The sequence below is a fragment of the Arthrobacter rhizosphaerae genome, assembly GCF_023062595.1.
GTDB lineage: Bacteria > Actinomycetota > Actinomycetes > Actinomycetales > Micrococcaceae > Arthrobacter > Arthrobacter rhizosphaerae.
In genome coordinates, this window is the sequence record NZ_JALLAN010000026.1 from 1 (window position 1) to 20,935 (window position 20,935).

Here is a 20,935-nt window from a genome sequence, read left to right on the forward strand (position 1 = left end):
ACGGACACCGAGCTGATGTCGGCCGCGGACGGCGTTGGTTTTCCGCTGCTGATCAAGCCGTCCGCGGGCGGCGGTGGGAAAGGCATGCATGTTGTAGAGCGGCCGGAGGAGCTGGCAGCCACCCTGGCCACCGCGCGGCGAGTGGCGGCGAGTGCTTTCGGGGACGACACGCTGTTCCTGGAGCGGCTGATCCGGACGCCGCGGCACATCGAGGTCCAGGTCCTGGCGGACAACCATGGCAACGTGATTCATCTGGGGGAGCGTGAGTGTTCGCTGCAACGCCGGCACCAGAAGGTCATCGAGGAGGCGCCGTCCCCGCTGCTGGAATCACTCCCCGACGGCGCGGCGGTGCGGGAACGGATCGGTGAAGCTGCGTGCCAGGCAGCCCGGAGCGTGAACTACAGCGGCGCCGGGACGATAGAGTTCCTGGTTTCCGCCGAGGCCCCGGACGAGTTCTTCTTTATGGAAATGAACACCCGCCTCCAGGTCGAACATCCCGTGACGGAGATGGTCACCGGCGTGGACCTGGTGGAATGGCAGGTCCGGATCGCCGCCGGTGAGGTGCTCACCGTCGCCCAGGCCGACGTCGAACTCACCGGTCACGCCATCGAAGCCCGCGTCTACGCCGAAATCCCCGAACGGAACTTCCTGCCCTCCACCGGCACCGTCCTGCTGCTGGACGAAAAACCGACTGGGGCAGCAGGCAGCTGCGTCCGGGTGGACTCTGCGCTCCTTAACGGACTTGAAATTTCCTCCAACTACGATCCCATGGTGTCAAAGGTCATCGCCTGGGGCGTGGACCGCAAAGCGGCGATTCATACCTTGAACAAGGCCTTAACGGATTACGCCTTGCTGGGCGTAGAGACCAACGTCGAATACCTGCGACTGCTGATCAATGACGACGACGTCTGCGCAGGGCGCCTCGACACGGGTCTTATCGAACGGAAGATTCCAGGCTTCACCTTCAGGCACGTCGACGAAGCTGAATTGGCAGCTGCTGCCGTATACATCTGGTCATTCACCAAGGCACAATCCGGATCGGGACGGGACAGGAACAGTGCGTGGGGCAACACTGACGGCTGGAGGCTGGGCAGACGCGCGCCATGGCGGCTGACCATGAAGACACCATCCGGCGAATTGGCATCCGTACAGATAACCGGTACCTGGCCGTCTGGTCCGGTTCAGGTGTGTGTCAATGGAGGCCCGGAACGAACAGCCTCCTTGACGGCACTCGCGGATTCCAGGTTTCGCCTCACCCTGGATGGTGACGACTCCATCTACTCGATGATTCCCGGATCCTGTCCCGGCGAGCCCCAAAGTACTTCATTGGGCAGGGCCCGCCCTTTGGAAGCAACCATTGTGCGTCCTGGCGAGATGTTCCTTGGTAACGGCGGGTGGGGGTGCCGTTTGGAGATCCTCAGCCGTGAATTGCGGCTGGCATATGTGCTTGCCGCCATTGAGAGGGACGAAGGCAGAGCCGATCCGCAGGTCCGCGCGCCCATGCCCGGAACAGTGGTTTCGGTAGCCGTCAGTAACGGGGCCATCGTCACCGAAGGGCAGCTGCTGCTGGCAGTGGAAGCCATGAAAATGGAGCACCAACTCCTCGCACCGCTGGCCGGCACCGTCCACGTCACAAGCCGAAGCGGTGACCTCGTCAAAGCCGACGAAGTGGTGGCGACAATTCATCCCCTCGATCCCGTCCCGGTCGAGGACCAACCATCCAATCTGCCAGCGAACCAGACAAAAAGAACAGACCCCAATAGTGAAACGGAGCAACACCATGCCTGATTTTGAGCTCAGCGAGGAGTACCAGGAACTCAGCAAGACAGTCAGAGAGTTCGCGGATGAGGTCGTGGCCCCGGTGTCAGCCAGGCACGATGAGGAGCACAGTTTTCCGTATAAAGTGGTGTCGCAGATGGCCGACATGGGCCTCTTTGGTTTGCCGTTCCCGGAGGAGTTCGGTGGCATGGGCGGCGATTACTTTGCGCTGGCGCTGGCACTGGAGCAGTTGGCCCGGGTGGATCAGTCTGTGGCGATCACCCTGGAGGCCGGCGTCTCCCTGGGCGCCATGCCTATCTACCGCTTCGGCACCGATGCCCAGAAGAAGGAATGGCTCCCTGCGCTGGCCTCCGGTAAGGCGCTCGCTGGATTCGGACTGACGGAGCCTGAGGCGGGCTCGGATGCCGGCGGCACCAAGACCACCGCCAGGCTGGAAGGCGGCGAATGGATCATCAACGGGAACAAGGAATTCATCACCAACTCGGGCACGGACATCACCCGGCTGGTCACGGTCACCGCCGTCACAGGCAGGCACGAGCGCAAGGACGGGAGCATCAAGAAGGAAATCTCCACCATCCTGGTGCCCACCAGCACGCCCGGATTCAAGGCCGAGAAAGCGTACAACAAGGTGGGCTGGAACGCCTCCGACACCCACCCCCTGACGCTCAAAGACGTCCACGTTCCGGAAGAAAACCTGCTCGGAGAACAGGGCAGGGGCTACGCGAACTTCCTGTCCATTCTCGACGAAGGCCGGATCGCCATCGCCGCCCTGGCCACCGGAGCGGCCCAAGGCTGTGTGGACCTCTCGGTTAAATACGCCAAGGAACGCAGTGCTTTTGGCCATCACATCGGCAAGTACCAGGCCATCGCCTTCAAGATCGCCCGCATGCAGGCCCGCGCCCACACTGCACGGTTGGCCTACTACGATGCGGCCGCGAGGATGCTGGCGGGGAAGCCGTTCAAGACCGAAGCCGCCATAGCTAAGATGGTCGCAGGCGAGGCAGCCATGGACAATGCGCGGGATGCCACCCAGGTGTTCGGCGGCTATGGCTTCATCAACGAATTCACCGTGGCACGCCACTACCGCGACTCCAAGATCCTTGAAGTCGGGGAGGGCACCACCGAGGTTCAGCTGATGCTCATCGCCCGCGAACTCGGCTTGTAGCTCAGAGTGACCGCACTCATGGATGAAGAGACCGCAAACCCCACCACTGTCCGTTGCCCCAGCAACCGCATCGTTGAACAGCGTGGGCTGTATTTCGATGAACTCGAAGAAGGCGTCGTTTACGCGCACCGGCCCGGGAGGACAGTAACGGAAACAGACAACGTACTGTTCACCACCATGACTATGAACACGCAGGCGCTTCATCTGGATTCAGCATGGAGTGCAGGGCAGCCCTTTGGCCAGCGACTGATTAATTCAATGTTTACCCTGGCCACTGTCGTAGGTCAGTCCGTGCCCCAGCTGACGCAAGGCACCATAGTCGCCCAACTCGGACTGACAGACATCACTTTCCCTCACCCGCTGTACCACGGAGACACCCTCTACACGGAGACGGTTATCAGCCAGAAGCGGCCATCTGCGTCCCGCCCCGGCCAAGGAATCGTGACGATGAAACACGTGGGCCGTAACCAGTACGGGAACGTGGTCGCCGTCGTGACGAGGAGCAGCCTGATGTGGACCAGAAAAGCACACATCTTGCAGCAGGGCGGGTAACATGACCGCGAATCTGGTACAGGGGCCCGCTCTCCTGTTTTGCCCGGCTGACCGGCCCGAACGCTACCAGAAAGCAGCGGAACGGGCAGACACCGTGATCCTGGACCTGGAGGACGCTGTGTCGCCCGAAAATAAAGAACTCGCCCGCCTGGCTATCCTGACCCAGGCGCCCGACTCCGCGCTCGACCCACGCCGAACGATTGTCCGGATAAATCCAGCCGGAACGGAGGAACTCGCCAGGGACCTCGAGTGCCTGGCGCAGACGCCGTACCGAACCGTCATGCTGGCTAAGGCTGAGCAGGCTTGGCAGTTGCGAACCCTACAGGGCTACGCAGTCATTGCCCTTTGCGAGACCGCTGCCGGGATCGTCAACGTATCCCAGATTGCGGCCGAGCCTAATGTCATGGCCCTGATGTGGGGAGCCGAAGACCTGGTGGCATCCCTGGGCGGAACGTCAAGCAGGACGGAAGAGGGCCGTTATCGTGCTGTCGCAATGCATGCACGGTCAGCCGTGCTTCTGGCTGGTGTTGCGGCCGGCAAACATGTCGTCGATTCCGTCTTTGTCGACATCTCGGATCTCGATGGATTGGCCTTCGAGGCTGCTGACGCTGTGGCCTCCGGGTTCGCGTCAAAGGCATGTATTCATCCAAGCCAGGTGAACATCGTCCGTGAGGCCTACGCACCCACGCCAGAGGAAGTCCTGGCTGCATCGAAGCTGCTCAGGGCAGCAGCGGACGCAGGCAATGGCGTCTTCAGCTACAGCGGAAAGATGGTTGACGGGCCGATCCTGAAGCACGCCCAGGCAACACTCATCCGGGCAAATCTCATAAAGTAGGCAGGCCCTCGTCGAGTGACGAGGGCCCTGCCTTTTGCGGACGAACCACGGGGGCGCTTCGCTTGTCCCAGTTACGGGGAAGCGGAGCGCCCTGCATTGTTCCGCGGGAGGAAAGACGACAACCCCGACGGCTCCGCCGCTGTCGGGGTTGTCACTGGACGGACAGCTAGCGGGTGACTGAGCCAGTCAGTGAGGCCACGGGGCGCAGAAACAGGGGTTTGGTCAGGAACCAGGCGGCGACCATGACGATCAGCGAAGCGCCGAAGATCCAGAATCCGGTCCAGTTCTCCTCGTTGCTTGATGCGTACATGTGGTTGAGGTTGCGCAAAGCGCCTGTGGCGAGTACCAGGGCCACATGAACGACGACGAACCCTACGAAGTAAATCATCACCGGAAAGTGGAGAGCCCGGGCGACCTCTATGGGGTACATCCGATTGAGCTTGCTGAGTTGTTTTGGCCACAGTGGGGACATTCGCAGCCCGGTGAGAAAAGCCAAGGGTGCCGCCATGAAGACGGTGACGAAATAGGCGAGCAACTGCAGCGCGTTGTAGTTAACCCAGCCGTCCTCCGTCGGCCAATCCAGGGCAAGGTACTGCAGCCCCGCTGACAGTGCGTTAGGAACGATATCCCAACTTGTGGGAACGATTCGCTGCCAATGCCCTGTCATAAATAACAGGATGACGAAAATGATGCCGTTCAGAATCCAAAGTACATCGAGGGTCAGGTGAAGCCACAGGTCGAGACTGATTTTAGTTGGCGCCCTCTTGGTCCGAACAAAGCCTCTGTTGTTCCGGGTCCAATGCCCGTTCGGCCGAGTATCGGTCCGTATCTGCCACCCCGTCCTAATGATCAGTACCAGAAAGAACGTGTTGAGAAAGTGCTGCCAACCGAGCCAGGCGGGAAAGCCAGCGGGCGTTCCTTCTGGGCGCTTTGTGTGCCCTTGGAATTCTTGAAGGAATGAAGTGGTGCCGTCAAGGGCCATGAACCATTTCGCTGCCAAGACGGCGGCAAGCAGCAGCAGCAGGGCCGCTGCCGCGGTTAATGCCAGTCGTGTCCATTTTGTCCATTTTGTCTTCGGCGTTTGCCGATTCTTCACTGAGGTTGGCATGGCCTAGCTGCTTCCTTGTGACCGTGACCGGATGGCCGATATCAGCTGCGGTACCACGGCGAAAACGTCCCCAACGATTCCAAAGTCAGCCACATCGAAAATTGGTGCGTCCTCGTCGGAGTTGATGGCCACGATTGTTTTTGCCGTCTGCATGCCTGCCCTATGTTGTATTGCCCCGGAGATTCCCAGAGCGATGTAAAGTTCCGGGGTTACGCTGACCCCGGTCTGCCCAACTTGGGAGCTTTGAGCAACGTAGCCGGCGTCAACGGCGGCACGAGAGGCGCCCACTGCCGCGTCGAGTACGTCGGCGAGTTCTTCAACCAGGGCGAAGTTTTCTTTGGAACCCATGCCCCGACCGCCGGACACAACCTTGCCAGCCGTGCGCAGATCGGGACGGGACGAGGCGACGACAGCTGTGGATCCTTCGACTACGCCGGATCCTTCCGGATTGAGGGTCAAATGATGCACAGTAACGTGAGCAGCTACTTCAGGTGCCCTGCCCTCCAGAACACCTGACTGCACTGTGATGATGGGCAACCCCCCTTCAGCCGTAGATTCCACGGAATACGAGCCGCCGAAGACTGAGTTTGTTGCCACGATGCGTTCACCATCGAATCTAACTGCGACAGCGTTGGCAAGGAGGACGCCTTCGGTACGTGCGACCAGCCGCGCGGCTGCTTCGCGACCATCAATTGTGCTGGAGGCCAGCACAGCGGAGGGCCGGAACTTTTGAACAGCCTGCCAGAGAGCTTCAACCTGGGGTGTCAGGAGCAGCATCGGTTCCGTTTCGGTTTGGCCAAGGAAAACGTGCTGCGCTCCGAGTGAGCCCAGCTCCGTGACTATCCCGGGCGCCACATGGGGTGTGGCCAGAACCGCAACAGGGGTGCCCAGTGTGGAAGCCAAGGACAGCAATTCGCCGGCACTTCGGGAGATGTTCCCTGCGGTCGAAAGTTCAACGAGCACTAGTATGTTTGACATTTTTGTCCTCCTTTAGAGCAGCCGGCCGGCGGCAAGGAATTCAGCAAGCTCAACACCGGCGGTACCACTGTCGAAGATCTTCTTTCCTGCTTGACGGGCCGGGCGTGCTGCAACGGAAACGACCACTGAGCGTGCTGCGGCTGAACGTTCCGAGGGATCCAGGCTCAGGTCCGCCAGGGACAAGGTCTTCACGGGTTTTCGCTTCGCCGTCAACATGCCTTTGAAATTTGGAAAGCGCGCCTCAGGTGAACGCTCAGTCACCGTGATAACCGCGGGCAAGGAAGCGCGGACACTGAGCGTGCCTGATTCAACCTCACGCTGACCTGTGACGGAGGTGCTGTGAATGTCCACCGCGCTGATCGAACCGAGAAGGGGCAATGAAAGGCGTTCAGCCACCATGGCCGGAACCGCTCCACCGCGCCCATCGGTCGACTCGTTTCCGGCCACGACGAGGTCAAAGGCAGTTGTTTTTAGAGCGGCCGAAAGCGCTTTCGATGTCCAGGCGGCGTCCCCGCCCGAAAGATTAACGTCCAGCAAATGAATGGCGGCGTCAGCTCCCATGGACAAAGCTTTTCGAAGGGCTTGACTGGTGCCCTGTGGCCCCATGGACAAGGCCACCACCTCAGTTCCTTTGTGGGAATCCTTGTACTGAAGAGCCACTTCCAGGCCTCGCTCGTTGACTTCGTCGATCACGCCTTCGGTTGAGCTTCTGTCGAGAAGGCCTGTTGCAGAATCAAGGTGCCTGTCCTCGGACGTGTCTGGCACCTGCTTAATCAGAACGATGATCTTCATTGAACAACTCCTTGTGGAACTGGGCCTGTCACAACAAACACGTAGTGAAGCAGCTGGCCATGGGTTGCCCGCCACGCTAGTAACCCGCTTTCCTGCGGGCAACAGAGGCGAATGCGGCCAGTCACCGTGCGCGAAATTCAGGGTTTGATACTGCCAAGGTTGTGCATCGTGTTAGATCGGCGCCAACTGGCCGGATACGAGTGCGCGTTCTTGTAGGGCATGGTCAGGATGACTGAAATCCAGTCTCTCGGCGGCCCTTGGGGCTGTGCTGCCGACAGGGTTGGCACCGACCGGGCACCGGATTAGGCCCTAGCAATGCGGCCCACTTGTTCCACGAGCTCCGTCATTGAGGGTCGGTGTCCCCGGTGAAAGACTATTCCTTCGGGCAGTCCTCGGATTGACGGTTTATTTTTGCTCACATCGATGGTGATTCTGCCGCCTGCCATGGGTGCATTGCGGATGTGCAGGTCCCCGTACGACTTGGGCAGCGCGGGATCCATCCAGACGCCTCCGAGGGATACGTGCGCGTCATACTGCATCAGGCTCGTTAAGAGCAGTATCGGCGCTGTGGCCGCCCAGGCTTGCGGTGAGCATGCCGTCGGGTAGGGGACCGGTGCCTTGAACTGCTCACGGCCGAAACCACAGAACAATTCCGGCAACCGACCATCGGAGAATTCCGCTGCCTCCAGCAGGGCGGTAGAGATCCGTTGCGCCTCGGCCACAAAGCCGTAGCGCATGAGTCCTTGGGCAATGATTGCGTTGTCATGGGGCCAGACCGAGCCATTGTGGTAGCTGGCCGGGTTATAGGCGCCCATGTTGCTGGCGAGAGTGCGCACACCCCAGCCGCTGAACATATCGGGGGACATCAGCCGTTTGGCCACCAGGGGTGCCTTGTCCTCGTCCACGAGACCGACCCATAGACAGTGGCCCATGTTGGAGGCGCACGCGTCGACCTGCCGCTTCTTCCCATCCAGGGCGATGGCGTAGTATCCGCGGTCAGGCATCCAGAACTGCTCGTTGAACCGTTTCTTGAACTTTGCCCCGCGGTCGGCGAGTTCGTCTCCCAAGGCCATATCGCCGTCGTCATACGCCATCCATGCCCGGGACATATGAGCCTGGTAAACGTAGGCCTGCACTTCGCAGAGCGCGATTGGCGGCTCGGCCAGTGCGCCGTCGGCGAAGTTGATGCCGTCCCAGGAGTCTTTCCAGCCCTGATTGATGAGCCCCCGGGGGTTCAGGCGGTTGTACTCAACGAACCCGTCGCCGTCCTTGTCCCCGTAGTCACGGATCCAGTCCATTGCCCGGTCCGCGTGCGGGAGCAGTGCGGCGATGGTTTCCTTGGCGAAACCCCACCGGCTTACTGTGCCCAAGACGCAAACGAAAAGGGGCGTGGCGTCGACGCTTCCGTAGTAGACGGACTTGCCGCCCAGGGAGAGTCCACTGGAGACATCGAGCCTTACTTCATGCAGGATCTTGCCCGGTTCCTCCTCGCTCACGGCGTCCACCACCATGCCTTGGCGGTCCGCCAGCGTCTGAAGCGTACCCAGGGCCAGGGAAGGATCCACTGGCGCGGCCATGTGCGATGCCAGCAGGGAGTCCCGGCCGAACAGGGTCATGAACCAAGGCGCCCCTGCGGCCACCACCACACGGTCCGGATGGTTAGGATCTTCGATTCGAAGGGCACCCAGGTCGTCATAGCTCCGGCGCAGCGTCCGTTCGATGGAGCGGTTTCCCATGCGGACCACGGGAATTTTCGCCACCCATCCCTGTCGGCGGCGGTCACTGGCGGACATGCCTTCTGCATCAAGATGAATGAACGACGGCGGATGCGGACTTGTCGCCTCCGTGCTCGGCACCGCAGTGAGGACCGACGTCCACTGGCCATGCGGAGCAACCGTGACTCGATAGCTTAAGCCCTCTGGTGTGACGTCGGCTCCCGGTGCCTGGATGAGGACGCACTTCCGAACGTCCTGCCAGGCAGCCCTGATGGTCAGCGTGTCCCCGTCTACGTGACGCGTTTCGTCCCAACGCCCCTGAATTCGTGCCTCTTTGACTTCGAAAAGATCAGCGAAGTCCGCTTCGACCGTCAGGGAGACCGCACATTCGGCAGGCTCGTTCGAGAAATTGCGGAGAGTGACCTGCTCTTGAATGCCTGCGCCCACTTCGCGCAGGCGCTCGACGATCAGCGGACTGTCGGTGTGGCCGTCCGAACGAGGCACCCGGCCGGCAAACAGGGCGCGATACGGTTCCTTCGTCTCCGCGGCCAGTGGCTCAATGGGCTGGCCATTGATGGTCACGATCCAAAGGGACAGGATACGAGTGTCCTGAAAAAAGACGCCGTGCGGATGTTCAGGGCGGATATCCCCGTTTGGGCCGGAAATGCAGAAGGATGATCCTTCCACTAACGTGACCGTTCCAGCCCCAAGGGGACCAGCAGCGGTATCAGCATTCCATCCAGCCATCCCGTCCCCTTTATGAGACTGACTCCAGTGCGCCCCGGCGCCCGGGAAACACTGCTGCCTGCAAAATGGAGTAGTTTCAGAGGCGCCATTTCTGTTATGGACGCTACTCTTGCTCGCTATGGGGCGCCAGTGCCGCTTAATCGGGCGGAGATACCGCCGGCCGCTGCCGCGAAATCGGTGGGTACTTCTTATGTCCCCAAATTTCAACACACGCGTTGCTCGACGGCAACAAGCTTACTGCGTGGACGCTGATGGCCTGTCCGCGGTCCCGCCACAACAATAACCGCGTTCCCTCAGTGGGGGAGTGCGGTTGTCGTTGTACCCAGCATGGGCATTTGCTTGGAGGTGTGAGTCCTCTGAAGGTTTTCTGGTCTTCGTGACCGCCCGGCGAGGTCGAACTAGATGAAACCCGGTTCCGCTTCGTTTCACTCGGCCCCAGGGTCCCCAACGCTGCCATTGAATTTTGGCAACCCGGGGAAGGCCGTCGCTGCGGGAGTCATCTCTGGGCCTTGCCTGTGAGCCAGATCTGCGGCAATATAAGAACAAATTACCAATTGGTATGAGATGTACAATCGGCATCTTTGAGTGACATCCATGTTCCATGGCGCACCGCTGAATCGCATGGTCGGCTTCTCGGGGTCACGAGACCACCTTCAACGCGTCTTAACCACTAAGGACTAGCCATGATTCAGAACAGAGGCACCTCGAATGGTCACTTCCGTTGGGGAATCCTGGGCACTGGCCTTATCGCCGGCATCCAGACCAAAGACCTGATCGCGAACGGTTTCACTGTGCAGGCCGTTGGATCCCGAACGCCGGAAGCAAGCCTGGCTTTCAGCGCAAAATTCAACATTCCCACGGCCCACGACAGCTATGAAGCGCTGGTGGCAGACCCAGAAGTTGACGTCATCTACGTGGCGACGCCGCACACGTTCCACCATGCCCATGCCCTTCTCGCATTGAATGCCGGAAAACACGTTTTGGTCGAGAAGCCCTTCACTGTCAATGCCCGCGAAGCACGTGAAGTCGTCGACCTGGCCAAAGCCACGGGCCTTGTGGCACTGGAAGCCATGTGGAGCCGCTTCCTCCCCCACATGATCCGACTCCGAGAGATCCTCCAAGAAGGCACCATCGGCGAAGTCCGGAAGATTATCGCCAGCCACAACCAAAACGCGTCCCAAGATCCGTCCCACAGGCTGAACGACCATGCTCTGGGCGGCGGAGCCCTGCTTGACCTCGGCATCTACCCCGTCTCGTTCGCCTTCGACATATTCGGGCCTCCTGAAGTTATCCGAGCCAGTTCTTCTCTAACGCCAGCAGGCGTAGACCGCCAGACCGCGGCCATCTTCGAGTACTCGAAGGGACAGCAGGCCATAATTGACTGCTCCCTGGATTCCACTGGAACTAACAGCGCCACAGTAATTGGCACTACTGGATGGATTGATATCGAGTCCACTTGGTACAACGCCACGACGTTCACAGTATTTGCCACGGACAAAGGCGTCTTGGAGCGCTTCTATAGACCGGTCAAAGGCCGCGGAATGCAGTTCCAGGCTGCCGAACTGGAACGTTTGATCTTGGCCGGCGGATCAGCAGCGGCCACCATCCTCCCTCCAGATGAAACCGTCGCCGTGATGCTGGCCATGGACAGTATTAGAAGGCAAATTGGTCTCCGTTACGAAGCAGACACAGCGCCATCGAACTCGGGCTAGAAACATTGGACGAGAGAATCAGGCATCTATCGAGGGAAGAAGCGGTTCGCAACAGACCGGCCAGACTTGGATCGGCACGGCACACCTCATGCTCGGTGCGTCCCGGCATCTTGACCAGAAGGGTCCGCGTTTCGGTCTCGAATCGACCCATCTGGGGTGGTGGCAGCGAGCCGCGCTCAGACCGGAAACAAGACGAATGAACCTCACCCTCTTGCCGAAACCCCCATAAAGACAAACTCGCATGTGAGTTGGGTGTTGCGACTGGCGAACAAGTGCAAGTTTTCGTGCGGAGACACTTCTCCCGAACGGAAGATAAAGAGGAAACTATGGCCCGTCCCGTCCACGCTGTGCAGCTTTATACGCTGCGAGGCAGTCTCCAGGAAGATCTCGGCGGCACCCTGAAGAGGGTTGCAGAGATTGGCTACGAAGCCGTCGAGCTGTACAGGATTGAGGAATACTTTGACGCATACAAATCAGCGTTGGAGGAGACTGGGCTGAGGGCACTCAGTGCCCATGCCAGCCTGATCGAAGGCGATCCCCGGGCTGCCATCCAAGCCGCGGTTGGCTTGGGTGTCAGAACGCTCATCGAGCCTCGTATCGCAGTCTCCCGGTGGACGAATCGAGCAGACATTGAAGACGCAGCGGCTGAACTCAGCGCTGTGGCCGATCTAGCGCGGCCATCCGGCGTCACTGTCGGATACCACAACCATCACGAAGAGTTCGCAGTAGACATTCATGGCACCACGGGACTCGAGATTTTTGCGAATGCACTGTCCGAAGACGTCGTCCTCGAGGTAGACACCTTCTGGGCAGAAGTCGGCGGCGTTTCGGCGCCGGCACTCCTGAGCAGACTCGGTGACCGGGTCAAGTTTCTCCATGTCAAGGATGGCCTCTGCTCAACGAATCTGAAGTCGCAAACTGCTCTGGGCAAGGGACAGATGCCCTTGGCAGCCATTCTTGCCGCAGCTCCTAACGCGGCCCGCATTGCAGAACTCGACGACTTTTCCGGTGACATGTTCACGGCCGTAGAAGAGAGCTTCAAGTTCCTGTCAGAGGTGGACCGTTGAGCACCGAACGGGCGGGCGTAGGAATCATTGGCGCCGGAATGATCAGTGGCATGTATCTGGACAACATGAGACAGTTTCCAGACCTTGAACTGAAAGCGATCGCCGATCTGGACCTGGACCGGGCCGCGGAGAAGGCGCAATCGTACGGAATGCGCGCGCAATCGGTGGAAGATCTCCTGAGTTCAGATGACATCGAAATCGTCATCAACCTGACAATTCCCGCCGTCCACTTCGAAGTGTCCATGCAGATTCTGGCCAGCGGCAAGCACGTCTGGAGTGAGAAGCCCATAACTCTCAGCCGGGAGGACGCCGCCACACTGCTGCAGGAGGCCAGGAACCGCGGACTCCGCAGCGCCTGCGCGCCTGACACTTTCCTCGGAGCGGCCTTGCAAACCGCTCAACGGGAAATCCTAAACGGACTAATCGGTCGGCCAACGTCCGCGATGGGAATTGTCCAGTCGCCGGGCCCCGAGCGCGTCCATCCCAACCCAGCCTTCCTCTACGATGACGGTGCTGGCCCCACTCTGGATATGGGACCGTACTATGTGACTGCCTTCATCCAGATGATGGGGCCGGTCCAGCGCGTGGCCTCTGTTCCCTCCACCGCGCGCAAGACCCGCCAGATACTGGTGGGCCCAAACGCCGGCACCGAATTCGAAGTCAAGGTACCCAGCCAGGACATGGCTCTGCTCGAATTCGCCTCGGGAGCTACCGCTACGCTAATCACCAGTTTTGAATGCGGAATCAGACGCAACCTCTTCGAAGTAAGCGGCACCGACGGCACACTCGTCGTACCCAACCCAAACTTTACAGAGGGGGACTTAACCCTCTTTCCGATGATCGGAGAACCTAAGGGAGTGCCGGCAAAAGGCTCAATATGGGGGCGCGGGGTCGGAGTCGTCGACCTTGCAAGGTCGATCCGCAGCGGCCAAGAAGAGCGGGCCTCGGGCACCCTTGCCTTACACGTCCTCGATGTACTCTTGGCAATCCAGGAAGCCGGCCGTGAACGTCGATGGATCCAGCTGTCTTCAGCGAATGCAGCCCCAGTTCCCCTTTCCGAAGACTGGGATCCCACGGCAGCAACCATCTGACTTGACCGCACGCGTCACTGCTTCGCAAAGAGTCCGAGACGTGGAGCATGCAAGGTGCAGGTCCGTATTGATGCGGGTCACTCGACACGGTGGCGCCCATCAGTGTCCCATGCGTATCGGCTCCAGACGTCCACTCGGATCCTTGGTGCATCAATGGCTGGAGTTGACCGCATTTTGGTCGACATTGCGCACGAGCATTATCCCATCGTAGAAGCCGTCAGCCGAGCTGATGGGGAAGCTGCGGCGGCCGTGCACGCTAACCTTTCGCACAGCGGACGTCTTCTCGTACATCAACACGTCAGGAAACTCGGCCTGGATCTCGACGGCGACCAGGTCTGGGAGGGGATCACTTCGTCCTACTGGACGAGCACCAGCATCGTGCAGGATGCAAGCCTTGATTGCCGCAGCGGAGCTCATCGTGCGAAGGCCGCTCCCGCCAATTTCCAACGCCGCTAAGGGAGCATATGTCGAGGTGTACTCTTCGACCTCGCTTGGAACCGTCGGCGGTGGTTGGATTTGGGCGTCGTTCTGATAGGGGACCAGCCGCTGGGCGTGAGGGGCCGGAGTGCAACTTGGGGGACCGGGCGCGATCAAAAAGTTCGTGAGGAAATAAGCGACGGAGGAGCGCCGTGCGAAGTTTTTGATCGGGGCCGGCGCGGGAGCGCCCTGGTTGCGCAGAGGGCTCGTCCAGCGATGATGGATCATCAGAACGACAAGCAGCAGCGATGAAGGATCTCCTCATTGATTTACCTGCGGGCTGGACTCGGGTCATGCCTTTCGCCAGGCTTCCGGACATGAATGCGTGTGAGAGGTGAAACCACCGCCATCGTGCCCTGCGAGTCCTCGCTCATGCCGCGCCACCTCCATCTGGCACCGACAGCGACTGATCTCGGCAACGATCTAGCGCAGGTCTGTGCGCCAGGTGATGCCCAACTGAAAGTGCATAGGGCAGGCACGAAACTGCCTCGCCCGCGGAGGGGTGCGGCAACCGAAATGCATGTAGCAACTGGTAAAAAACTTGGCAAAAAAGAAGTGTGGACAATGTCCACACTTTTGGCTTCGGATCGGGTCGTATATCGGTCGGACTGGGCCGGATTCGGTATGTTTTCGGGAGTTCCGAGTGTTTGCAGGGGTTGGAATGCGGTTCGAGTCCCACCTCGGGCACAGCAGATCCCCTCGTCGGAGGGGATTTTTGCTTTAACGTGTGTACAAAGCTTGTGGTGGCGTCCCTCTGACGCTAGTGCGCGGGCTCTGGCCTGGCCCCCGCGGTGGCCTATTCAGGTGTGTGGGTGGCGGGTTCAGCGTCCTGGCTGGTGGGCCTTCCGCCTGCTGTTTCTGTGCTCCTGCTATGCGTTCCTTTCTTGGTTGTGGCGGCCTGGTTGGCCCGCTTACCTGTTCATGGTCCGTATCTGTCTTGATGACATGACTTGGGCCAACTTTTTCTAAAGTTTCTTCCTGACTGGCTGCGTCGATTCGCCTAGGTGCGCGGGGTCGGTTAGACCGTTTGTAGGGCCAAAGATGGTGTGGACATTGTCCACACTTAAATATGCTTTTAGTGCTTGGCACGGTTGGCTTGCTCCTCTCGGCTTGCCCTACACGAATTCATTGACGGCGCATGGGCCGAGCGACATGACTACAGCCGAGCAAAGTTCTGACGTGGGGTCCTGCTTCGTCCGAGGGGCCTTCCTTGTCATGGGCGTCCGGGCGCGAGGTCGACCGGGAGGAGGTGCGTTCGGTACTTCCCTGGGGCCAGAAGCCGAGGGTGTGTCCGATGAAGCTGAGCAGGTCTGCGGGGGATTTGATGGTGAGCGTTTCCATGATTCCGTTTCCTTGGTCGCCTTGCCGGTGATCCCGGTCATTGGATGTAGGCGTCGCTCTGATAATGGAGCTCACTGCTGGGATCAGGGGCCGGAGTGCAACTTGGGGAACCGACCGAAGCCGGGAAATTTCGTAAGGAGATAAGCGACGGAGGAGCGCCGAACGAAATTTTGTGGCGCGGTCGGCGCTTAGCGCCCTGGTTGCGGCGAGGGCCCGGCCAGCGATGATCGAGTATCAGAATGACAAACAGCGATGATGCTTTGGCTGTTCACGGATACGCGGGGCCGGGGCCGCATGACGAAAACTCGTGAATGTGATGTGGCACATAGCATTAGGGGCCTCGACCAGGCCCCCGGTGGCCTGCTCGCATGACACAGCCTCCGCCGTCGCAATTTTCGCGTAGAATGCGCAGATCCGATGAGGCGGCCTTCATAGCTCCAGAACGCGCAACCCTTCGGGCACGACTTCAGTGCCGATTCCGTCGCCGGGGATGACTGCGATGCGGTGGGGTGTCGACATCAGGGTTCCTTCGTTGTTTCTGCTTGGTGTTCGGGTTAGCGATCAACCGGGTGTGCCGGTTCGCGGTTTTCGAGGACGTCGATGACAGCCCGCGCGGCGACCAAGCCGGCCCGGTTCCGGGCTTCGGTCGTCTGCCCGGCAAGGTGGGAGGTGATGAGCACATTGTCCAGGCCCCGGAGGGGGCTGTCGCCTGGCAGGGGTTCGGTCTCGAGCACGTCCAGGGCGGCGCCGGCGATGGCGCCGTCATACAGTGCTTTGGCGAGGGCTTCTTCGTCCACGACTGAGCCGCGGGCTGTGTTGATGAGCACTCCTGTGGGTTTCATCATTTGCAGCCGGCCCGCATCGATCAGTTTGCCGCTGGATTGGCCTCCACGGGTGTGCAGGGAGAGGTAGTCGGCCTCACGGATGACGGTGTCCAGATCCGTGAATCGAATGGCGCTGGTGTCAGGGGCGGGGTGGGCGGTGCTCACCAGGACGTTCATGCCAAGGGCGGTGCCCAGTAGTGCGGTGGCGCGTCCGCTGGGTCCGTAGCCAATGATGCCAAGGGTGGATCCGCGGAGTTCATGGCCTGCCTCGCGCGGCCAGGCGCCTTGGCGGACGGCGGTGGTGACCTCGGCGAGGCGGCGTGCGGCCATGATTATCAGTCCGATAGTCAGCTCAGCGACCGAGTGGTGGTTCGTTCCTGGTGCGTTGCAGACCCTGATCCCCTGTGCGGCGGCCGCCTGGACGTCGATGGAGTCGTACCCCACCCCGCTGCGTGCGATGACTTTGAGGGAGGCAGCGCCGGTGAGCATGTCGGCGGTGACGGGTTCGCTGGCGAGGATCGCCCCGGAAATGCTGTTGAATAGCGAGCGGCGTTCCTCCGGGCTGCGTGGCCCCCGCGAGGGTGAATAGACCGGTTCCAGGCCATGGTCCCGCAGGAGCTGGTCCACGGTATCTCCCGAGTGGAGGTAGTCGGTAGTTATCAGGATGCGTGGGGCCATAGCCGGATGGGTTCCTCGTTGGTGCTGGGCGGGTGGTTGCTGCGCGGATCGTGGAGCTCTGGTCCACGCCGGTCAGGGCCGCCGCGGTGTGCGCAGCGGCCCTGACGGTCGTTTCCGGTGTTAGTGGGCGTCGACTTTCTCGGCTTCCACGGGTTCCGGCGCGCTGGTTTGGATTTCGTTCTTCCTCTGGCCTGCGGCGTGCAGGGCTTTGCGGGCCTGTTCGGGGTCGTAGTCCTTTTCCCACTTACCGACCACGACGGCTGCCATCACGTTGCCAAGGACGTTGATGAACACCCGGCCTTCGTTCAGGAGCCGGTCGATGCCGACGATGAGGGCGAGAGCGGCGAGCGGGATGCCGCCGACGGAGCTCAAGGTGCTGGCCAGGACGATAAACGCGCCGCCGGCGATTCCAGCGGTGCCCTTGCTGGTGAGCATCATGACGCCTACCATGACCAGCTGCTGTTCCCAGGACAGGTCCATGCCTACGGCCTGGGCCAGGAACACCGAGGCCATGGTCAGGTAGACGGCGGAGCCGTCGAGGTTGAAAGAGAACCCGGACGGGATGACGATGCCTACTGTGGATTTGCCGACGCCCATTGCTTCGAGCTTCTTGATCAGCTGCGGAAGGACCGCTTCGCTGGAGCAGGTGCTCAGGGCGATCAGCAGTTCTGCCTTGAAGTACCGCATGACCGTGAAGATGTTCAGTCCGCAGGTACGGGCGATGATGCCCAGGACCACAAGGACGTAGAGGATGCAGGTTCCGGTGAACAGCAGGACGAGGTAGCCGAGTTGCTGCAGGCTTTGGGTCCCGTAGTTAGCCACTACGGCCGCCAGTGCACCGAATGTGCCGATGGGGGCAAGGCGCATGACCCAGTTGACGATCTTGAAGATGACCGTGGACAGGGCCTGGATGCCCTTGGTCAGGAACGCACCGGCTTCACCGGAGACATTCATTGCGGCACCGAAGATGATGGAGACCATCAGCGCGGCAATGATTGTGTGGCCTGTCAAGGCGCCGAACAGGGACTCCGGGATGATGTTGTTGACGAACTCGATGCCGTCGAAGCCTTCGCTGGCCTTGGCGGGAACCTTGCTGGAGTCCAGCTGTGACGGATCGATATTCATGCCGTCGCCGGGACGGAATACGTTGGCGACAACCAGGCCGATGAGCATCGACAGCAGCGACAGGGCGAGGAAGTAGCCCAGTGCCTTCACACCAATGCGGCCGGCCTTGCGCAGGCTGTCCATGGATGCGATGCCAAGGGAAACAACGCAGAACACCACCGGAATGACGATCATCTTCACCAGGGCGATGAACCAGTCGCTGAGCGGGGTGAGCTGTTTGCCGACTTCGGGAAGGAGGAAGCCGACGGCGATGCCCAGGACTGCGCCTAGGACGACTTGGAACCAGAGTTCGCGCAGCAGCCGGCCCAACCGGGATCGCTGTTTGGGCGGGTGGGCGGAGTGGTGCGGGTTCTGCATGGTGTGGGTCGACATCTTGGGTGCTCCTTTGCACGGCAGACGGAGAAAATTTGGGAGGTGCGGTCCCGAGCAGTGATGCTGCCCGGGACCGGGGCACTACCCGAGTGGTTAGTTGTGCAGTTCGCGCAGGACGTTGTAGAACTCGGCCTTGCCTTCGAGTCCGATGCCGGGCAGATCGCCCGGGGCTACGCGGCTGTTGACAATGACGGCGTCGTCGGTGAAGCCGCCGGTGGGCTGGAACTCGCCCGGGTAGGACTCGTTGCCGCCGAGCTTGAGGGCTGCTGCGATGTGCAGGGAGAACTGGTGTCCACCGTGGGGGATGCAGCGGCGGGAAGACCAGCCGTGCTGGGCGAGCATGTCCTGGATCCGGCGGTATTCCGTCAGGCCATAGCTCAGGGCAGGGTCGACCTGGATGAAGTCGCGGTCCGGGCGCATGCCGCCGTAGCGGATCAGGTTGCGGGCGTCCTGGAGGGAGAACAGGTTCTCTCCGGTTGCAATCGGGTTCCTGTAGTGCTCGGAGAGGGTGGCGTTGAGGGCGTAGTCCAGCGGGTCGCCGACTTCCTCGTACCAGAACAGCCCGTACTGGTCGATGGCTTTGCCGTATTCCAGCGCCGTCTCAAGGTCGAACTTGCCGTTGACGTCCACCATCAGGCGGGAACCGTCGCCGTCGAGGACCTCTATCACGGCCTCGATGCGGCGGAGGTCTTCGGTGAGGTCCGCGCCGCCGATCTTCATCTTGACCACGTCGTAGCCTTTGGCCAGGAAGCCGCGCATTTCGTTCTGCAGGTCTTCGAGGGTCTTGCCGGGGGCGTAGTAACCGCCAGCGGCGTAGACGAAGACGTCCTGGTCCGGGTTGCCGTCACCGTAGTGATCCGAGATCCATCGGTACAGCGGGACACCGGCGATCTTCGCGGCAAGGTCGTGCAGAGCCATGTCGGCGACGCCGACGGCGACCGAGCGTTCGCCGTGTCCGCCGGGCTTTTCGTTGGACATCATCAGGTCCCACGCCTTCTCCGGCGAAAGCTGGCCGTCCTCGTCGAGAAGGTCCTCGGAGGGGGCATCCATGATGCGCGGAAGGATGCGGTCTTTCAGGATGCCGGTGGCGTTGTAGCGGCCATTGGAGTTGAAGCCATAGCCAACCAGAGGCTTGCCGTTGACGAACACATCGCTGACGAGCGCGATGATCGTGCAGTCCATCTTGGTGAAGTCAATGAAGGCATTGCGGATCGAGGAACTGATGGGGATGGTGCCGACGTGGGCGGAAACAATTTTCATCTTTGAATCTCTCCTGAGTGGGATCTTATTTCTTATAAGGCTCGGATCAAAGTTAACCCGAGGCGACCAAGGCACAAGCCCTTGAGCGAATATCTTATAAGACCTGCGATCAAGGGTAGCTCAGGAGTGATGGGGCACACAAGCCTTCTGGGGGAGTTTCTTATAAGATGTTCCAAGGAGCTAAATCGTGAGCGCCGGGGCCACGCCTCGGCAAGAGATTCGGAGCGTCAGATGAGCATCACGAACGTCTTTTCCAGTAAGGGCAGTCTGGCGTACAACGAACTCCGCCAATTGATCCTCTCCGGTGGCCTTGCCCCAGGCTCGCGCATCTCCCAGTACGAGCTGGCGGACAACATGCAAATGAGCATCACCCCCCTGCGTGAGGCGATCCGACGGCTTTCAAGCGAGGGCCTGATCATCATGGACACCCACAGGGATTCCAGGGTGGCCGCCATGAGCGCCTCCGAAGCACGGCAACTCCTCGAAGTCCGCCTCTCGCTCGAACCATCGGCAACAGAATTAGCAGCCTCCCGCCGGACTGACGCTGACATCGCAGCAATGCGTTGCGCAGCCGAGAAGCTACTACCTGTCACGCGGGTCTGGGGCGAGGAAGCGATCACGGTGCATCGGGAATTCCACCGGGCCGTCTACGCCGCATCGCACAACGACTTCATGATCAAGCTCCTGGATGACCTGTGGGACAAGTCCGACCGGTATCGCCGCATCGGCCTCGAACTCCCCCCTGGGGATGAACCCCGGACGATCGACCTGAACCAGCACCACCAGATACTCGAGCTAGTCATTGCCGGCGACGGCGCCGCTGCGGCCGAACTTGCGCGGATCCACATCTCCAACAGCCTCACAGCCTCGGTCACGGGAGCACTTGAGGAACGCGAGAACGTGCAATCGCCAACCCTGGAAAAGAACGCCTAGTCGCCGGCAGCCTTCGAATCGTCAGGAACCGGCCGCTGTCCTTCAACGCGGCAGTCATGTCAACGCTACCGGAGTCCAGGTCCTCGATGCGAGCGAAATCGCTGGTGAGGCGGTGTACCAACCCAGGCCAAATTCGTCGATGAAGTCCTAACCAGGCGTGGGGCGGAGCGTGGGGCGGACCTGCTCAAGACCCGACCGGCGGATCAACCCTGCGGGAGTGGATGGATCACCTCGCTCGGTACGCCATCGCTAAAGCCGGCCTGGCCGACGCAGTCCGCCAGGCCACCTCCGCAGCGAGCAGCCGGGAGAAGCCGGGATACGCCCCGATGTTCGCCGCGGCCGACCTGCTACATGTCCGGGATCCAAGGAACTGGTACGCCACCG

17 protein-coding genes are annotated in these 20,935 nt (G+C 60.6%); 9 read left to right on the forward strand and 8 right to left on the reverse strand.

Annotated elements, in window-relative coordinates:
* The 4 genes from MU551_RS22495 to MU551_RS22510 form a co-directional block, all read left to right on the forward strand.
* Positions 1-1,788: ATP-binding protein (locus MU551_RS22495; RefSeq protein ID WP_247048794.1), on the forward strand; the 1,788-nt coding region annotated here is incomplete at its 5' end.
* On the forward strand, positions 1,781-2,944 hold the full coding sequence (locus tag MU551_RS22500; protein ID WP_247048795.1) for an acyl-CoA dehydrogenase family protein: 1,164 nt from the start codon (positions 1,781-1,783) through the stop codon (positions 2,942-2,944). The genes MU551_RS22495 and MU551_RS22500, both read left to right, overlap by 8 nt.
* 18 nt (positions 2,945-2,962) lie before the next feature.
* Positions 2,963-3,496, forward strand: coding sequence for a MaoC family dehydratase (locus MU551_RS22505; protein WP_247048796.1), 534 nt, complete (start codon positions 2,963-2,965; stop codon positions 3,494-3,496).
* A gap of 1 nt (position 3,497) precedes the next feature.
* Positions 3,498-4,331: an HpcH/HpaI aldolase/citrate lyase family protein gene (locus tag MU551_RS22510; protein WP_247048797.1), complete on the forward strand. Its 834-nt coding sequence runs from the start codon at positions 3,498-3,500 to the stop codon at positions 4,329-4,331.
* Between the two features lie 166 nt (positions 4,332-4,497).
* Here MU551_RS22510 and MU551_RS22515 read toward each other — a convergent pair whose 3' ends face one another.
* The 4 genes from MU551_RS22515 to MU551_RS22530 all read right to left on the reverse strand — a co-directional run bounded on the left by MU551_RS22515 (position 4,498) and on the right by MU551_RS22530 (position 9,671).
* Positions 4,498-5,439, reverse strand: coding sequence for a cytochrome b/b6 domain-containing protein (locus tag MU551_RS22515; protein ID WP_247048798.1), 942 nt, complete (start codon positions 5,437-5,439; stop codon positions 4,498-4,500).
* Positions 5,440-5,442: 3 nt separating this feature from the next.
* On the reverse strand, positions 5,443-6,417 hold the full coding sequence (locus MU551_RS22520; protein WP_247048799.1) for an electron transfer flavoprotein subunit alpha/FixB family protein: 975 nt from the start codon (positions 6,415-6,417) through the stop codon (positions 5,443-5,445).
* A 12-nt stretch (positions 6,418-6,429) separates the two neighbouring features.
* On the reverse strand, positions 6,430-7,209 hold the full coding sequence (locus tag MU551_RS22525; protein WP_247048800.1) for an electron transfer flavoprotein subunit beta/FixA family protein: 780 nt from the start codon (positions 7,207-7,209) through the stop codon (positions 6,430-6,432).
* A gap of 302 nt (positions 7,210-7,511) precedes the next feature.
* On the reverse strand, positions 7,512-9,671 hold the full coding sequence (locus MU551_RS22530) for an amylo-alpha-1,6-glucosidase (RefSeq protein ID WP_247048801.1): 2,160 nt from the start codon (positions 9,669-9,671) through the stop codon (positions 7,512-7,514).
* A gap of 683 nt (positions 9,672-10,354) precedes the next feature.
* On the opposite strand from MU551_RS22530, the gene MU551_RS22535 reads away from it, so the two are divergent.
* The 4 genes from MU551_RS22535 (at position 10,355) to MU551_RS22550 (ending at position 13,997) form a co-directional block, all read left to right on the forward strand.
* Positions 10,355-11,383, forward strand: coding sequence for a Gfo/Idh/MocA family protein (locus MU551_RS22535; RefSeq protein ID WP_247048802.1), 1,029 nt, complete (start codon positions 10,355-10,357; stop codon positions 11,381-11,383).
* 326 nt (positions 11,384-11,709) lie between these two features.
* Entirely contained in the window at positions 11,710-12,450 is a 741-nt protein-coding gene (locus MU551_RS22540; protein ID WP_247048803.1) for a sugar phosphate isomerase/epimerase family protein, read from the forward strand.
* Positions 12,447-13,541, forward strand: coding sequence for a Gfo/Idh/MocA family protein (locus MU551_RS22545; protein WP_247048804.1), 1,095 nt, complete (start codon positions 12,447-12,449; stop codon positions 13,539-13,541). Before MU551_RS22540 ends, MU551_RS22545 begins: the two co-directional genes overlap by 4 nt.
* Positions 13,542-13,694: 153 nt before the next feature.
* The gene (locus MU551_RS22550; RefSeq protein ID WP_247048805.1) at positions 13,695-13,997 is read left to right on the forward strand and encodes a hypothetical protein; all 303 of its coding nucleotides are present in this window, start codon (positions 13,695-13,697) and stop codon (positions 13,995-13,997) included.
* A gap of 1,146 nt (positions 13,998-15,143) precedes the next feature.
* On the opposite strand, the gene MU551_RS22555 is transcribed toward MU551_RS22550, so the two are convergent.
* The 4 genes from MU551_RS22555 to MU551_RS22570 all read right to left on the reverse strand — a co-directional run bounded on the left by MU551_RS22555 (position 15,144) and on the right by MU551_RS22570 (position 19,618).
* Complete coding sequence (locus MU551_RS22555) at positions 15,144-15,359, reverse strand: hypothetical protein (RefSeq protein WP_247048806.1); 216 nt, start codon at positions 15,357-15,359, stop codon at positions 15,144-15,146.
* A 554-nt stretch (positions 15,360-15,913) separates the two neighbouring features.
* Positions 15,914-16,861 (reverse strand): phosphoglycerate dehydrogenase, encoded by a 948-nt coding sequence (locus tag MU551_RS22560; RefSeq protein WP_247048807.1) that lies wholly within the window; start codon positions 16,859-16,861, stop codon positions 15,914-15,916.
* Positions 16,862-16,981: 120 nt separating this feature from the next.
* Positions 16,982-18,358 (reverse strand): cation:dicarboxylate symporter family transporter, encoded by a 1,377-nt coding sequence (locus MU551_RS22565; protein ID WP_247048808.1) that lies wholly within the window; start codon positions 18,356-18,358, stop codon positions 16,982-16,984.
* 93 nt (positions 18,359-18,451) lie between these two features.
* Complete coding sequence (locus MU551_RS22570) at positions 18,452-19,618, reverse strand: mandelate racemase/muconate lactonizing enzyme family protein (RefSeq protein WP_247048809.1); 1,167 nt, start codon at positions 19,616-19,618, stop codon at positions 18,452-18,454.
* 231 nt (positions 19,619-19,849) lie between these two features.
* Here MU551_RS22570 and MU551_RS22575 point away from each other — a divergent pair, with 231 nt between their 5' ends.
* Complete coding sequence (locus tag MU551_RS22575) at positions 19,850-20,551, forward strand: GntR family transcriptional regulator (protein ID WP_247048810.1); 702 nt, start codon at positions 19,850-19,852, stop codon at positions 20,549-20,551.
* Positions 20,552-20,935: the final 384 nt, after the last annotated feature.

Coding starts and splice junctions, on each gene's coding strand:
- MU551_RS22500 (WP_247048795.1), top strand. CDS start 1,781: ATGCCTGATTTTGAGCTCAGCGAGGAGTACCAGGAACTCAGCAAGACA.
- MU551_RS22505 (WP_247048796.1), top strand. CDS start 2,963: ATGGATGAAGAGACCGCAAACCCCACCACTGTCCGTTGCCCCAGCAAC.
- MU551_RS22510 (WP_247048797.1), top strand. CDS start 3,498: ATGACCGCGAATCTGGTACAGGGGCCCGCTCTCCTGTTTTGCCCGGCT.
- MU551_RS22515 (WP_247048798.1), bottom strand. CDS start 5,439: ATGCCAACCTCAGTGAAGAATCGGCAAACGCCGAAGACAAAATGGACA.
- MU551_RS22520 (WP_247048799.1), bottom strand. CDS start 6,417: ATGTCAAACATACTAGTGCTCGTTGAACTTTCGACCGCAGGGAACATC.
- MU551_RS22525 (WP_247048800.1), bottom strand. CDS start 7,209: ATGAAGATCATCGTTCTGATTAAGCAGGTGCCAGACACGTCCGAGGAC.
- MU551_RS22530 (WP_247048801.1), bottom strand. CDS start 9,671: ATGGCTGGATGGAATGCTGATACCGCTGCTGGTCCCCTTGGGGCTGGA.
- MU551_RS22535 (WP_247048802.1), top strand. CDS start 10,355: ATGATTCAGAACAGAGGCACCTCGAATGGTCACTTCCGTTGGGGAATC.
- MU551_RS22540 (WP_247048803.1), top strand. CDS start 11,710: ATGGCCCGTCCCGTCCACGCTGTGCAGCTTTATACGCTGCGAGGCAGT.
- MU551_RS22550 (WP_247048805.1), top strand. CDS start 13,695: ATGGCTGGAGTTGACCGCATTTTGGTCGACATTGCGCACGAGCATTAT.
- MU551_RS22555 (WP_247048806.1), bottom strand. CDS start 15,359: ATGGAAACGCTCACCATCAAATCCCCCGCAGACCTGCTCAGCTTCATC.
- MU551_RS22560 (WP_247048807.1), bottom strand. CDS start 16,861: ATGGCCCCACGCATCCTGATAACTACCGACTACCTCCACTCGGGAGAT.
- MU551_RS22565 (WP_247048808.1), bottom strand. CDS start 18,358: ATGTCGACCCACACCATGCAGAACCCGCACCACTCCGCCCACCCGCCC.
- MU551_RS22570 (WP_247048809.1), bottom strand. CDS start 19,618: ATGAAAATTGTTTCCGCCCACGTCGGCACCATCCCCATCAGTTCCTCG.
- MU551_RS22575 (WP_247048810.1), top strand. CDS start 19,850: ATGAGCATCACGAACGTCTTTTCCAGTAAGGGCAGTCTGGCGTACAAC.